Source organism: Micromonospora sp. NPDC049240, from assembly GCF_040647835.1.
Lineage (GTDB): Bacteria > Actinomycetota > Actinomycetes > Mycobacteriales > Micromonosporaceae > Micromonospora.
Window position 1 is genome coordinate 1 of the sequence record NZ_JBEZCX010000038.1, and the last position, 14,670, is coordinate 14,670.

Below are 14,670 nucleotides of genomic sequence, written 5' to 3' on the forward strand. Positions count from 1 at the left end.
TCCATCTACCGACGCCAACACCAAGCCACAGCCAAGATCAGCCACTATGCCCGACAAGCCCTCACCGAGCCCTGAAACGGATCTCCTGCTGGAGTGTTAGACGCCCGGCTGTGTCTGCTTCCTGCGGGAGTTACAGCAACAGGTGGTGGTTGCCTGCGGTGCTGCTGACGCAGGTGCCGTTCTGTCGATGGGTCGCAAGATGGCGCGGCCATAGATGGGCTCGTTTCGTGCCGTTCTGCGCGACGCACAGTTCCGCGGTTACCTGTAGGGATGCTGGTAGGCGGTGGGTGCCGTGGTGCGGCGCAAGCATGAGTGCGTAGTGGGCGGGGCTGAGGTCCGTCGTGGCGAGCCATGACAGAACGGGGTGGCTGGCGTCGCCGAAGGCGATGAGCCGCCCCGGTTCGGCGTCCTCGAACACCAGCGACATGTTGTTGTTGGCGCGGCGCATCCGGTCCCACACCACGCGGAAGTCATGCTGGAGGTGCTCGGGGATGTTTAGCCGGTCGACGTCGAGCAGATATCCATCTTCACCCGCGCCTTCGGCGTCGAGCAGGTCCGGGGACTCGCCCGGATCGCCGCCCCGACAGCAAAGCCGCTGCGGAATCTCGTCTCGCGATGGTTGCAGCCACCCGCCGGTGCGGGCCGCTTCGAAGTTGTCCTTCAAGGCGGGGTTGCCGCTGTCGGCGAGTGACCGAGCGAGTTCTTCGAAGGCGAGTACCGCGTTCTGGACCTGACGGGTCACGCCTGGCGGCAGTATCGGCGGTGGCCACAGCACCTCATAGCCTCGGTTGCCGGCGAGGAACGCACCACCAGCGCCACGAGACATCGGGGTGTAGCGCAGCCCGCGGTCGGTAACGGTCTCAAGCTCGAGTGCGAGATCCAGACTGCGGACGCCGGTGACGAAGCGGGCCATCGCCAGATAGCTGAGCGCGTACTGGGGTACGACGTGTGGGGGGCGTGGTGAGATCAGGCGCAGTCGACGGAAGCGCTGGCCCCGGGCGCGCATGCGCTCCGCGAGGCGAACGAAGCCCAAGTAGTGATCGACGTCGAAGTGAGTGACGATGATGGTCTCGATGAGTTCGGGCCGTCCGTCGAGGGCGTCCAGTAATCGTTCACACGCGTCGTCGGCGGAGAGGCTGTCGCTGCCGCAGTCGATCACGGTCACTGACTCACGGCCGTCACGTCGGGTCCTGATGATGGTGCAGGCGCCATCGCCGACATCGAGAACGCTCACCAAGTCTCGGCGCGGCGGTAAATCAGAAGGCTGGACTGGCGGGTCTTCGGGGCCGGGGTCCGGTTTCTTCCGTGCCACCGCTGCCAGCCGACGGCTCTGAGGGTCGGGTGGCAGGCCACAAATCCTCGCGATTGACCCGAGGCTGTTGAATAGGTCGTTCTTGAAGGCGTTCCTCGGGACTGAGGTGTTGATCCACTGCACTGCTCGGGTGTGGCGGAACCCGGGCGGTGCATCCGCCTGGTACCGATAGCGGCCGACGATACGGCCGATCGCCATGCTTCCCACGTGATTGCGGTACGGCATGGCGACGTAGTCGCCCGGGCTCATCACCGCCAGGAAGCGCCACAGTTGGCCGGCGAGACTGTCGAGTCTCTTCGCAGCGTCCCCGGAATGGACTGTGGCAAGGCGGGCCCGCACCTCGGGCAAGCTGCGGCACTGCGAGATGTCGCCCAGTTCGGGCCAGTCGGCGAAGACCACGCCCTGCGTGATCGCTTCCCTGCCCCCACCATCCTGTCTGCTGGTCCGCACCATCCAGGAACCCGTCACCGGCCCTCTCCCTTCAGCCGCACGGCTCGTGGCCGCAGGACCTCACGTGCAAAGCGCACAGCAGGCCAAGATGCTCAACGCCTCGTTGGTGGGCGCCGGGGACGGGAGCGATCAACACGTCCGCGATCCTGCCCTACCGCCGGTCCGGTCGCAGTAACGGTCCATGGTTTGGTTGGTGGAACCGGCGGCGCCGTTAGGCGCTTGGCGGTGTAGCGCGTGAATGAGAGTGGGCAGGACGGCAAGCGCGCCGGGGCCGGCGCCGGCGAGGATGAAGGGAGTGCGGGCGCCGGCAAGGTCGACCAGTAGGCCGGCCGCTACGTCGGCGAGGCCATCTCCCAACTGCACGGCGGGTTCCGAGGGGGCCCGAAGATGCGGCCCAGAACCGGCCGGGACACGAGGTCTAAATTTTCGGTGTCGTAGCCGATGTTCTCCACGGCGTTGCGCGCTCCGGCGATTAGTTGTGCCGCCGAACGACGGCGAGAACGGGGGCTATGCCTGCGACCAGCAGGCCTGCTCCTGTCGCGGCGATCGCGACGATCAGCAACGTTGCTGGTGAGCGGCAGCGGGCCAGCCGGTGGACGCGAGGGATGCCAGCGGCATTCCTGCGCCAAACACGCTTGAGGCGAGGTCCGGTGATGACGATCTGAAGTCGTCGGCGATGCCCCCGCCACGCTGCTGCAGGCGCGCGTCCTGCAGAAGGGCCACCTCGGCCCGCTACCGGCCCGCCAGTTCGAGTTGTCCGTCCATCCCTAAGGGATGTCTCGTAACCCTGGTGGCTGTCCGTTGAGGATGATTGGGTAGGAGGCCGTGGTGCAGGTGATCACGGCAGTTCGCTCGGAGTGGATCTTTCCCTTCACCGGGCTGCAGCCAGCCCAGTTCCGCACACTGGTCCGGCTGGTCGCCGAGCGTGGCGGTGAGGGCATCGTCGACGGCCGACCGGGCCGGCAGTGGGCCTTGGACCTCGCCGATCGGGTGTTGCTGGTGGCCCCGTACTGGCGCACGAACCTGACGATGCGCCAGATCGGCCCGCATTTCGGGGTGTCGCACTCCGCAGCGCATCGGATCATCGACGCCCTCGCACCGTTGCTGGCCCTGGGGCCGGTGCGTAAACGGCCGGTCGAGCAGATCGCGATCGTTGACGGGACGCTGGTCCCGACCCGCGATCACCGGCTGGCCGCCCGGAGCAAGAACTACCGGTACTCGACGAACCTGCAGGTCGCTATCGACGCCAGCACCCGTCTGGTCATCGCCGTCGGCGACCCGCAGCCGGGCAACCGCAACGACACGATCGTCTACCGCAGCTCAGCTATCGACCAAAAGTCGACCTTGGACTGTTCACGTTCCCCTCCCGCGTCGGCTTCACCCGCCTCTGAGCTACGGCGTGGTGCGACGATAGCTGCCGTGCAAATCGAGATCACACGTCATGACTCCACCAGGCCCGCCGCCGAGAAGCCGTTTATGGCGGCGGTGGGGTTCAACGCTGCATGGTGGAACATCGGCCTCGTGAAGGGCCCGATCGCCTGGTGCAGCGCCAGAGATCCAAGAGCAGGCGAGATCGCTCGTGCTCAGATCAAGATCCGATCATTCACGGGTGAGGCATACCCCAGTCGCCACATTCCCCGCAACGGAGCGACCGAGATCGACTTTCTTGAGGTCCGTGTTGACCTCCGCGGTGGAGGACGGGCCATCGGCCGCAGCTTTCTAGCGATGATCAAGGAGGAGTTTCCTGGACCGTACGTAGCGCTCTCGCTGGATGAGAGCTCGGACGGCTTCTGGCGTCGCCTCGGATGGGTTGAGCACGACCATCCGGAGGCGGCCGAGTACCGGGCTCGCGGCGGCGGAGTGCCAGCCGTGCTATTCGAGACACCTTGACCTGCGCAAGCGCAGCTGCCGACTTCCTCGAAACATGGTTGCCTTACTGACTCCCGGCGAGCGCCTGAGTTGGTACGACGCGCATGGTGTGTTCCCGGCTGGTTAGGGTCGTTGTTATGTCGGTGCCAGCCGACTACGGAGTACGCAAGGGCCGCGCCGCGGATAGCTCGCAGGCGTCGAGCAGACGCGTAGAACGTTCCGGTGTCGAGTTGAGCGCTGACGAGGGGGCATCCGGTCAGAACGCAACGGTTCAGCCTCGCCGGAGTGAGCGTCATGGTGGAGAGGTCGCCGCTGGTGAGCTAGCAGCCGTCAGCGCGACGTCTCCTGTTGCCGCTTAGGCCCAGGCTTCGACGACGATGACTTCGCCGGGGCGCGAGAGACGGACCTATTTGGGGCAGGGCGAGCGGTTAGCCACGCGAAAGAGCGCCTTCCTCCGACTGGTACAGAACGGATCTGAGGGCTCACCCTGAACAGCGGGTGGCGGAAGTGCGCCGTTCCGCTGCCCAACGGCGTCCCCAGCGCCGTGCGCGATCTACGCCGGAGCGACGAGCCGGGCCGCGCACGATCGCGATTGCCGATACCGAAGCGGTCTACATAAATCCTTCATGATCGATTAGATCCTTGCCCATGCGGCGACGACGTCTGCTGTGACGGATTCCTGAGCGACCCGCCCTCGCTTCTCGCGGATGGTGGCCGTCTCCTGCCACAGCTGATCGCCGAGCCAGTTTCGGCCAGGCGTCGCCAACCAGTTCACAGTCCCGCTGTTCTGGGCGGGGCGCTCGGCCATGGCGGCCCAGAGTGCTGTGGCGGGTTTGATGTCGGGTAGGCCGCCGGCGGCTGCTGCCGTGGCGGCGTCGGAGGCGATGGTGAGACCGGCAGGGTCGAGGTCGCCCCAGTACCAGACGGTTCCGGTTACGGGTCCGCGGCCGCCAATGTCGATGCCGAGGGCGGCGACTTGCGACGGGAAGGCGTTGCCGCATCCCCAGGCGACAACGCCGATGCGGTGGGTGTGGGTGTTGCGCAGGGTGTCAGTGGCGACCCAGTAGGTGTCGCTGTTCTCGACGACCAGGATGTCCGGTCCGGTGCCGACGGCGACTGCTGGCAGCGGGGCCGGGATGCGTACGCAGGCCAGCAGGTCGAAGCTGAGCCGGCCCGGGCCGAATAGGGCGGTGCGGGCCATGCCGTCCAGGCATTTCTCGTCGCCGAAGATTTCGGCGGATCGGTAGCGCACCGGGACGACGGCGGTTTCGCCGCCGTCGGTGCGTGCGAGCCAGTTGTTGACCGCGATGAGCTCACGCAGTCGGGTGTCGGACAGCGTCGGCAGGGAGGCGATCCAGCCGAGTTCGTGCCGCCACGGGAACCTGATCCACTCTTTGGCGCGCACCGGTCGACGGCTCGTCGGGATAGTGATCGACCGTGGTAGCGGCGGTGTCGTCGACGCGTCCCACGCCGTGGTCGGTAGTTCCACCACACCGCGGGCAGCGAGGTCGCGCAGGGCGGCATCCAGGGCCGCGGCCTGGGTGGCCTCGCCGATCAGGCGTGGCGCGGCGTCGGCCCATAGGGGCCAGAGCTGCGACAGCGGGACGCGGACGGATCCGGTGCGGGCGAGCGCGTCGGACAGGGCGTCGATCTCGGCCGGTCTGGTGAGCGCGGAGGTCATCGGCGGATCTCGTAGGTGGTGGCGTCGACCCAGTTTTTCGGCTCGTTCGGGCCGCGGCCGGTCGTGAGGGCGGCGGCGATGTCGATGCCGTCGACGATGCGGGCGCGTAGCCGTAGGAAGGACAGGTTGCGGCGGAGGTCGCCGTCGTTGCGGAGTTTCACGACGACCGATCCGGGACCGGTGAAGGCGGCGTCGACGCCGGCGTCGTGCAGGCCGGTGGCGCAGATCAATTGCAGGCCAGTGTGGGCGGCGAGCTGGTGTTGCATGGCGATGAGGGTTTCGGCGGACGCGGCGCCGAAGGGGTTGTCGAGCAGCAGGGCGCCCGGTGGCCGGGCGCCGCCGGGGCGGTGGGTGCTGCGTACGCCGGACAGGGCGCAGTACACCAGGACGGCCAGGGTGAGGACTTGGCCACCGGAGAATTCTTGCGGGATGCGGTCGGGTGGGCAGTAGATGACTTTGCCGTCGATGCGGGGTTTGAGGATTTCGATGGACCAGGCGCCGGCGCGGAGGCGGTCGATGACGGTGTCGCGGACGGCGTCGGCGAGCCACCGGGCGCGGATCTCTGCCGAGGATGCGCGTTTGGGGTTGGCGGCGAGTTCGGTGGCCCACGCGTCGATGCGGTCGGCCAGGCGGGCGGCTGACTCGTCGTCGGCGGCTTCCTCGAAGCGGATCTTGATGGCGGGGTGGTCGGAGAATTCTCCGAGGCCTGCGGGCAGGCGGGAGGCGCGGGTCACTTCGCGCAGGAGCCGGCGTTGCTCGCGGCAGAGGGTGAGTAGCCCGTTGCGCAGGATGGTCCGGTGGGTGTCGAGGGTGTTGAGGTCGCCGCGGGCGGATTCGGCCATGGATCGGATGCGGCGCGCGAGGGTTTCCGCTTCGGTGATCAGGTCGGGGTCGGGCAGGGCTCGGAGCCGGGCGGCGACGGGGGCGTCCAGGTCTCGCCAGCGGGGTTCGTTGGCGCCGGCGCGCACGTGGGTGACGGCTTCGCCGAGTTCGCCGTGTGCGGTGCGTTCGGCGGCCTCCGCGGCGCGGTGGGCCTCGCCCAGCGCTCGCATCTCGGTTCTGGCTGTTTCTTTGCTGCCGGTGTAGATCCGGGTGGTGTGCATGAGTTCGGTGGTCCAGATGCCGATGAGGTCGGTGAAGGCTTCAACGTCGGCGGCAACGGCGTCATGGAGTTCTTGGGCGTCGAGCTGGGCTTGCTCGGCGGCTTCGCGGCGGGCCAGGAGCACGGCGTTATGGGCTTCGAGTTGCTCCAGTAGGGCAGGGATGTCGGTGGGGGCGGCCGGTAGCCACTGCGGGGTGTTCGACAGGTCGAAGTGGTTTTGCCGGTCGTGCGGTGGCGCGGCCGCGGTGACTTCGTTTTCGGCGTTTTCCCTGTCGGTGGTGGCACGCAGTCGGGCCATTTCGGCGTCGGCGGCAGCCTGTCGGGAGCGGCGTTGCTCGGCGGTGCGGGCTGGCCGGGAGGAGGCTGGTGTGGTTCGGGCCAGGGCGGCGGCGCGTTCTCTGACCGGTTGGTCATAGCGGTCGCGTCGTTCGATGGCGGTATCGAGGCGGGTTTGCGCGCGTTCGAGTAGCAGTGCCTCGCGTAGGCCTTGTTCGGCGGCGGTGAGTTCGGTTCGTAGCGAGTGCCAGGCGGCTTGGATCACCGAGAGGTTGCCGCCTGGATCTGCTGCGGCGTGTTCGACGCCGATTTCGGTGCGCATCGTCTGCCAGGAGCTGCGGTCTGCGCGTGCCTGGGCCGCCGCGTGGGCGTTGGCGGTGATGCGGGCGGTGGCCGCCTGGCGCGCCTCGGCGGCTGAGGTCAGCCGCTTCGCGGCGTCGGCGTGCGCTGCTTCGGTTTGTGGCCGTTGGTGGGTGGCTTGCGTACCGGCCGCCGAGACCGTGGTGAGGTGTTCGGCGCGGTCTGCGTTCTCGGTCGCCTGGGTGTGCTCGCGTCGGGCCTGTTCGGTGCTGCGGCGATGTTCTCCTGCGAGTTGGCGCTGGTGGTCGCGTTGCTCGACGAGCCCGCCCTTGCGGCGGGTGGCGGTTTCCAGGGCGTCGGTGGAGGCGGTGACGGCGGTGGTCAACTCGGGCCGTGTCGTGGCCTTCCAGCGGTCGGCGAAGGCGGAACAAGCGGCGGAGGCGGCGCGATGCAGCGCCGCGGCGGTTCGGGCTTCGGACAGCTTCGTGCCGTGCTGTTGTGCGGTGGCTTCGAGGTCGGCGCGGGTGGTGGCGGCCCATTGACGATCCCAGGTGGCGCGATGCGGCACGATCACGTGACGCGGTCCGGCATCGCCTTGCGTGGTGGTTGTCGTCGTGGTGGGCGCGATGGTGATGGTGACGGGAACGCGGGTGCGGGGTTTCACCTCGGTGAGATGGGTGATGGCTGCGGCGAAGCGGGTGGGGTCGGAGACGATGACGGCGCCGGCGAGCTGTGCGTGGGCGGTGATGAAGGCCGGCCGGTCGGTGGGTTCGATGATGTTGCGTTCGATCCAGTCGAGGCCTGTGACGGCGCCGAAACGCGCCTCCAGCAGGGTGTTCAGCACGGTGAGCACGTCGGCGCCGGTCGGCGCGGTGCCTGCTTCGTCCAGGTGGGCCAGCTCTTCGCGGGCGGCGCGGGCGCGGCGTTCGTGGTCGGCTGCCCGGTCATCGGCGTGGCGGGCGGCTTGGTCGGTCAGGTCGACGGCACGGTTGATGTCGCCTGGGTCGGCGGGTTCGCCGCCGAGCACCGTAGTGACGGTGGCGTTGGCGGCCAGCGCGGCGAGCTCGGTGTCGAAGGCCTCGAGTTTCGTGTGGTCGGTGTCGGCTGTCTTGCGCAGGTCGATGAGGTCGTCGTCCAGGCTGTGCAGTTGCCGTTGGAGGGTGTCGAAGGCGGTGTCGGCGGTCTCGGCCGCGTCGGCGTGCCGGCCGGCTTGCGCGGCGGCGGTCTCGATCGCATCCTGCCAGCGGCGCAGGCAGCGTGCGGGCCGCTCACCCGGCAGGAGCCAGCCGGCCTCGTACGCAGCTTCGACAGCCGCTTCGGCAGCCTGGATCGCTGCGTCGAGGCGATCCAGTTCCCGGCGGGCAGCGTCGCGGTCGCGTTCGGCTTTCTTGTCGAGTTCGAGTGCCGCCTCAAGATCCTGCTTGCCGAGCTGGGCTTGTTCATCCGCGGTCGCCGCGACGGCGTCGGCCTCCTCGATGAGGCCGTCCAAGCGGCCGGCCAGAGCCTCGGCGGCCTTCGCGAGTTGCTCGCGCAGCGGGGCCAGCCCCTCGTGGGCCGTGTCGTACGCGATGCGGGCGGCGTCGCGTTCCTGACGGGCGACATCCACGTCGAGGACGAGGTCGACCGCCTCCCACGCGTCTCTGTCCAAGGTGGCATGCTCAGCAAGCTCGGTTCGGTGCCGGACGGTGTCGGCGGCCTCCGCGAGTCGGTGCCGCGCCCGCTCGAGGTGCAGTTGCAGGCGGATGTCACTGATCTGGCCGTACTCGCGGCGCGCCGTGCCCAGCTCGGCGGCCGTCGCCTTGACGGCATCGGCCAGATCGGTGAGCGCAGCAGCGTCGCGGGACAGACGGTTGGTCAACGCGGCGGCGTGCTCGCCGCCGGCAACCTTGGCGGTGAGCGCCAGGGCGGCTTTGTCGTCCAGTGCGCTCTTGCGTTGGGCCAGCAGCTCGACTTGCGGGGCGAGTTGCGCGCCGAATCCGGCAAGGGCGTGCAGATGAGGCCGCTGGGCGGCGAGTTCGGCGTACGGGCCGAGTTTGCCGGTGAAGTCGGCGATCTCCCGGTCGTCGTTGAGCGCGGCGATGAAGAACCGCACCACGTTGTCCGGTGAGTCGAAGCTGGCGAGCAGTTTCTCGGCGCCGGCCTCGGAGTCGTTCATGCGCATCTGGTAGCTGAACAGCACCGGGTCGATGCTGGTGCGCTCCTGCAGCGCCTGGGTCCAGTCGGTTTGCAGGCGGGTGAGCACCCACTGGGTCCGCGAATCGGCGGACATCAGAGTGGACACCTGTCCGAGGAAGGCTTCCAGGATCGTGCGGCGGCCGTCGGTGACGAACGGCAGGTCGTCGATACCGGGCAGACCCGGCCCGGTCCGGAACAAGTACCAGGCCCGGTTCATGTTCGTGGTCGAGCGTTGTTTGTGGCCGGGCTGTCGCCGGCCGTCCTTCCACTCCATCACCGCGCCGGTGACCGTCCGGGTGCCGGTCGTGGCGTCCTCCCATTCGCACAGGATGTGAGAGGTGTCGCCGGTGAGGACGTAATCACCCAAGTTCTTGCCACCGACCTGGGCGCGGGAGGCGGGTACGACCAGGCTGCACACCAACGTGATCAGAGTGGATTTCCCACCGGTGTTCGTCAACGACAGCAAGACCCGGGAGGCGGCGCCGTCGCTGGTGGTGAAGTCCAGATCAAGGGGGTCGAACCGGGCTCCGTCGGGGCCGACGCCGTGCAGGCGGATGCGGCGCAGCCGTAACGGCGGGACCGGCAACCGGTCGGGGTCCTGCTCGCCGGCCTGGGAGAACAGATCAACGGCGGTCGGGTGGTGCGGGCCGATGTCGGTCACGGGCGGTCCTCGTCGGCGTCGGAGAGCTGGTTGACGATCGCGTACAGGTCCGAGTCTTCGCACAGCACGGTGACCGCGTGCCGCAGACGCGGCCGGGCCAGCCAGGTGCCGCCGTCGGTGTCACCGCGGGCGGTCAGATAGCCGGCGTCGGTCAGCAGGCGGCACACCCGGTTGACCAGGCCTGGGCGGTCGTTGGCGGAGCGGCGTCGCGCGTTCGGGCGTGCGGTCTGCAGGCCGGCCCATTGTCGCCACGCCTCGACAAGGTCGTCGTCGACCGGGCCGTCTTTGCCGCTCGCCTCGGCGTGGACCTGCACGGCGCGGTCGAGGGCGTCAACGACCGATTGGGTGGTGAACACGGCGACGCGGTCGGGGTCGTCGAGCATCGCGCCGTCGGGGTATGCGGTGCGGGCGATCGCGAGGATGACCGCTCCGATCGCCGCTCGGTGCGCCGGCTGCGCGCGTTTCACGACGTCGGAGGCGGTGACCCGCAGCGGCGAGTCTGCGTTGGCGGTGGCCACGATGCCGTCACGTTCGTCGACCAGCAGGTAGAGGCCGGCGCCGGTGAAGACCGCGTCGACGGTCGCGGCGAAGTCCGGCTCGTTGCGGTATCGGGCCACGACACGGTGATAGTCGTCGTGCCGGCCCGGTGTTTCTCGCGGCCGGCCGGCCCAGGCCAGCATCCGGCCGACGTCGACGCTGTCATCGCTGGCGCTCATGCTGCCTCCGCGGTGTCCGGGACCTCGATGTGCCGGGCTACTGCTTCCTCAATGTCGGTCGTGACCCACCCCGGCATCAACAGCAGGTCAGCGGTTCTGAGCAGGCCGGTGGTGAGCCGATCACCGGTGTCCACGGCCAGCAGCACCCGGTCGCCGGCCGATCGGCCCGCCAGCCGCGCCGCCCACGCCCGGTGCGCGCCGTGGACCAGGGCCGCCATCAGCAGATCGGGCTCCAATGGTTTGCCGTCGTCATTGCTGACCTGCGATGCGAGCTCATCGGCTCGGGCCAGCAGCTGGGACAGGCGGACCGGCTCGTCGACCGCCTCGAAGATCGCCTCGATGGTGTCCTCGTAGGCCTCCCACCACTCCGGTATGTCATCGTCGTCGAACTCCGGTGGCTCGAACTGCTCCCCCGGGGTGGGCACCCGGGCCGGGGCGCACAGCTCGTCGGTCAGCACGGCCAGCGACGGCAGCCACCGGGTCGACAGTCCCCCTACCACCGCGACCAACCGATCGGCCAGCACGGCCGCAGTCTGCGTCGGCGCGGCCAGATAAGGGTTGAACAGATCCCGGCCAAGGTCAGAACGATGCGTCGAGCGCGGCGCGCGGACGAACCGATCATCCAGCGCCTCCCGTAGCCTCGTGCGCGCACCGATCAAGTGCCGGTGCAGCTCGTCGTGGCGGTGACGGCACTCCCGCAGGATCTCGATCAGCATGTTCGCCGCCTGCACCTTGGCCCGGTCGTCCAGCTCGAAGCGCCGCTCGGCGACGGCCTCCAGCAGGGAAGACTCCCCTGCCAGCCGCTCTTGGATGTGCAGCAGTGCTGCGTCGAGCAGCGCGGGAACCTCGTCGATCCAGTCGTGGGTGTCGGGGTCGATGAGGGTGTCAGCGATGATCCGACGGATCCGTTCCTGATATTGGATGGACTGGTAGCGCGCGTAGCGGGCGATCTGCACCGCGGACTCGATCGCGCCGCGGGCGATTAACGCGGTCAGCTGCGCCTCGGTGGCGATCTGCGCCGCTTCGATGTCGAGGTCCAACGCGTCGATGAAGATGTTGATCGCCTGCTCGGAGGCGCGTAGATACTCGGTGGCGTCGCCGCCGGCGGCGTGGACGTACAGCAGCCGGAAACGTTGTGCCCGCCACTGCGGACCCGCCGCGGTGTAGGTCACGTAGGGCACGGTCTGGATGTCGGTCGTGACCAAGGAGACGACGACACGTTCGGCTACCACGGCCCACTGGCTATCGTCGGCGGCGGGTGCCTGACGTGCGGCCTGGCTCTTCGCGTAGTCGACAGCTTCGTCCCAGGTCTTGCCGGCCGAGATTCCCATGGCCAGCGCCACTTGATCGATGACCGCGAGCGCGATAGTGAACAGGTCATACCGGTGCCAGAAGTCGCCGTCGAGACTCGTCTTCGTCCGCTCGATGTCGGTCAGGACCTGGATCGGTGCCAGGGCACGCCGGCGGCGGGCGATGGAGGTGTCGTCGGTGGGGATCGTGATGTCCCAGTCGACGGGCTCGGGCGGCACGTCCCACTCGGTTGGCACGCTTACCCCCTTCTGGCCACGTGGGGCTGACAGTCGCCCGGCACGCCGTCATTCTAGGGAAGCGGTCCGACACTTTCGGTAAGCAAGATGGTCGATCTTGCTACGCCGGATGAGTGAATCGGTCAGCTATTGGGTGTCCTCTCCCGCCTGACTCGCCGATGCATCCTGCTCATGCTGAGGAATAGACAGAGGGCTGGGCTGCGACCGGCGAACATTCCCCGGTCGGCAATGTCATGCCTCGAAGCTCCGGATGAGGCCGCCAAGGCGAGATGGCGCCGTCGACGTCCACATTCGAGGTGAGGCCGTGGCAGCTCTGTTCGGATGACATATTGCTGGTCTAGGCACTGGAGGTCAGCGCCGCCGGACTCCCTCCGTAAAGCACCCTAGGTTACTGGGCTACGAGGACCGTCGATTGAGCGATAAGGCAGGCCGGACGGGCTCATCGCGAGGAGACACCGGCCAAGAGGGCGACGGCGCGTCGTTCCAGTCGGGACGGGCAGACAAGTTCGGCGCGGTGCCACCCACGCGGTCCTACGCGCCGATCGCGCTGTTGCCGCACGCGCCAGTCAGGGATGCAGGAATCGCATCGACCAGAGGTTGTTGTTTCGCTAGCGCCGACGGAGTACATGTCCGACCTCGTCACGAGGATTCCTCGTGGAACGGTCGGCATGCGGGAGAACCAGACTGACAACGTCGAAGTTCCCCTCACCCAGTGGCTAGAACGCCAGCCGCAAGCCACACTGCAGCCACCCCTGCGAAAGCACGATGGTGTGCGGTTCGCGTTTTACGGTCGGATGTCGACGGTCGAGCATCAGGATCGGGTGACGGCGCGGCGCTGGCAGCGTGACTGCGCCGCCGATCTCGTCGCCGGGCGCGGGGTGATCGCGGCAGAGTACTTCGACGCCGGCTGTTCCCGCCGGCGCGGTTGGCGGCAGCGTCCACCAGCGCCGGCCAATTCCCGTTCCGCGCTTCCTCGTTGACGAGTTGGCCGCGCACATCGCTGGCGAGGGCCGGGACGAGTTGGTCTTCACCGCGCCGAACGACGGCACACTGCGCAACGCCAACTTCCGATCGCGGGTCTTAGTACTGCAACGGCAGTAGGCGAATCGAGTTCGACTCGCGTTCGTTGGTCTGCCTGTGACGGACGTTGATGTCGATCGTTGGCATGGTGAGTTGGACCGGTTGCATGCCCGGATCGGGCCTCGGTTTCGGCGGTCGGAGCCGCGGCTGCGGGTGCGTCAGTACCTGTGTGGGCTGGTGTCGGGTCTGGGTCGTAAGAATGGCCGGACCTTGGCTGAGCAGGCTGGGGATGTGTCGCCGGACGGGATGCAGCGGTTGCTGCGGTGGGCGGACTGGGACGTCGAGAAGGTTCGTGACGATGTGCGGGACTACGTGGTCGAGCACCTCGGCGACCCGGCCGGAGTCCTGATCGTCGACGACACCGGGTTCCTGAAGAAGGGCACCCGGTCGGCCGGGGTGCAGCGCCAGTATTCGGGCACCGCTGGTCGGACGGAGAACTGCCAGGTCGGGACGTTCCTGGCCTACCGGTCCGTGAAGGGCCACGCGCTGATCGACCGGCAGCTCTACCTCCCGGCGTCGTGGACCGATGACCGGGACCGGTGCCGGGCGGCGGGGATCCCGGACGAGGTGCAGTTCGCCACGAAGGTGCAGATGGCCCGGGACATGCTGGCCCGCGCGTTGGATGCCGGGGTGCCGGTGGGGTGGGTGACGATGGACGAGGCCTACGGGCAGTCGAAGTCGTTGCGGGTCTGGTTGGAACACCGGGATGTGGGTTATGTGGTCGCGACCCGTCGCAACGACGACATGATCACCACCACGATGGGGCAAGCTCGCGCGGACGACCTAATCGCTGCTCTGCCGGCGCGGGCGTGGTGCCGGCTGTCTGCCGGCGCCGGTGCGCACGGGCCGCGCGAGTACTGGTGGGCGCGGGTGGCGGTGCGTATCTGCTGGCAGCCCGGCCGCGGGCACTGGCTGCTCGCCCGGCGCAGCATGACGACCGGGGAGATCGCGTACTACGTCTGCTACGGACCCCGCCGCACCCGCCTGGTCGACCTGGCCCGCATCACGGGGGCGCGGTGGGCGATCGAGGAGTGCTTCCAACAGGCCAAGAACGAAGCCGGCCTCGACGAATACCAGGTCCGCGACTGGCGAGCCTGGTACGCCCACATCACCCTGTCCACGGCCGCCCACGCCTGGCTGTCCGTCGCCCGATCCCTTACCGCAAAAGGGGAACCAGCCCCGACAGCGACATGATGATCGGCTACACCGTACCGGAGATCCGAAGACTGCTCACCGCACTCGTAGTGCGATCAACTCACCCACCCGAGCGCGTCTGGGCCTGGTCCCGATGGCGCCGACGACGCCAACACCAAGCCCGAACCTGCCACTACCGACGACACGGCTACCCCTGACCAACTGCCGTTGCAGTATTAGGGCCAGCGGCGGCGTCCGTCGAGCTGGCCGGGGGGGGGTGTCCCTATGGGTTTCGTCAAGCGGCGATCGGCGTGGCTGGGCGGGGCTGGTAGGGAATCTTGTCGCGGAGCATGGCGAACAGGACGTC

7 protein-coding genes and 1 pseudogene are annotated in these 14,670 nt (G+C 68.2%); 3 read left to right on the plus strand and 5 right to left on the minus strand.

Annotation, left to right across the window (positions count from 1 at the left end):
• Positions 1-130 precede the first annotated feature (130 nt).
• The gene (locus tag AB0B02_RS31570) at positions 131-1,780 is read right to left on the minus strand and encodes an MBL fold metallo-hydrolase (protein WP_357306680.1); all 1,650 of its coding nucleotides are present in this window, start codon (positions 1,778-1,780) and stop codon (positions 131-133) included.
• A gap of 810 nt (positions 1,781-2,590) precedes the next feature.
• Here AB0B02_RS31570 and AB0B02_RS31575 point away from each other — a divergent pair.
• Positions 2,591-3,205: pseudogene (locus AB0B02_RS31575) on the plus strand (transposase family protein); the annotation flags it as partial.
• Between the two features lie 1,060 nt (positions 3,206-4,265).
• Here AB0B02_RS31575 and AB0B02_RS31580 read toward each other — a convergent pair.
• Genes AB0B02_RS31580 through AB0B02_RS31595 form a run of 4 tightly spaced genes read right to left on the minus strand, consistent with a single transcriptional unit; the run spans position 4,266 to position 12,089 of the window.
• Positions 4,266-5,312, minus strand: a complete 1,047-nt coding sequence (locus tag AB0B02_RS31580; RefSeq protein ID WP_357306684.1) for a Wadjet anti-phage system protein JetD domain-containing protein — start codon at positions 5,310-5,312, stop codon at positions 4,266-4,268.
• Positions 5,309-9,826: a hypothetical protein gene (locus AB0B02_RS31585; protein WP_357306687.1), complete on the minus strand. Its 4,518-nt coding sequence runs from the start codon at positions 9,824-9,826 to the stop codon at positions 5,309-5,311. Before AB0B02_RS31585 ends, AB0B02_RS31580 begins: the two co-directional genes overlap by 4 nt.
• Positions 9,823-10,542, minus strand: coding sequence for a hypothetical protein (locus AB0B02_RS31590; protein WP_357306691.1), 720 nt, complete (start codon positions 10,540-10,542; stop codon positions 9,823-9,825). Before AB0B02_RS31590 ends, AB0B02_RS31585 begins: the two co-directional genes overlap by 4 nt.
• On the minus strand, positions 10,539-12,089 hold the full coding sequence (locus AB0B02_RS31595; RefSeq protein ID WP_357306694.1) for a hypothetical protein: 1,551 nt from the start codon (positions 12,087-12,089) through the stop codon (positions 10,539-10,541). Before AB0B02_RS31595 ends, AB0B02_RS31590 begins: the two co-directional genes overlap by 4 nt.
• A gap of 626 nt (positions 12,090-12,715) precedes the next feature.
• Here AB0B02_RS31595 and AB0B02_RS31600 point away from each other — a divergent pair.
• Complete coding sequence (locus AB0B02_RS31600) at positions 12,716-13,069, plus strand: hypothetical protein (protein ID WP_357306697.1); 354 nt, start codon at positions 12,716-12,718, stop codon at positions 13,067-13,069.
• A gap of 193 nt (positions 13,070-13,262) precedes the next feature.
• Complete coding sequence (locus tag AB0B02_RS31605; RefSeq protein ID WP_357306700.1) at positions 13,263-14,363, plus strand: IS701 family transposase; 1,101 nt, start codon at positions 13,263-13,265, stop codon at positions 14,361-14,363.
• Positions 14,364-14,670 lie beyond the last annotated feature (307 nt).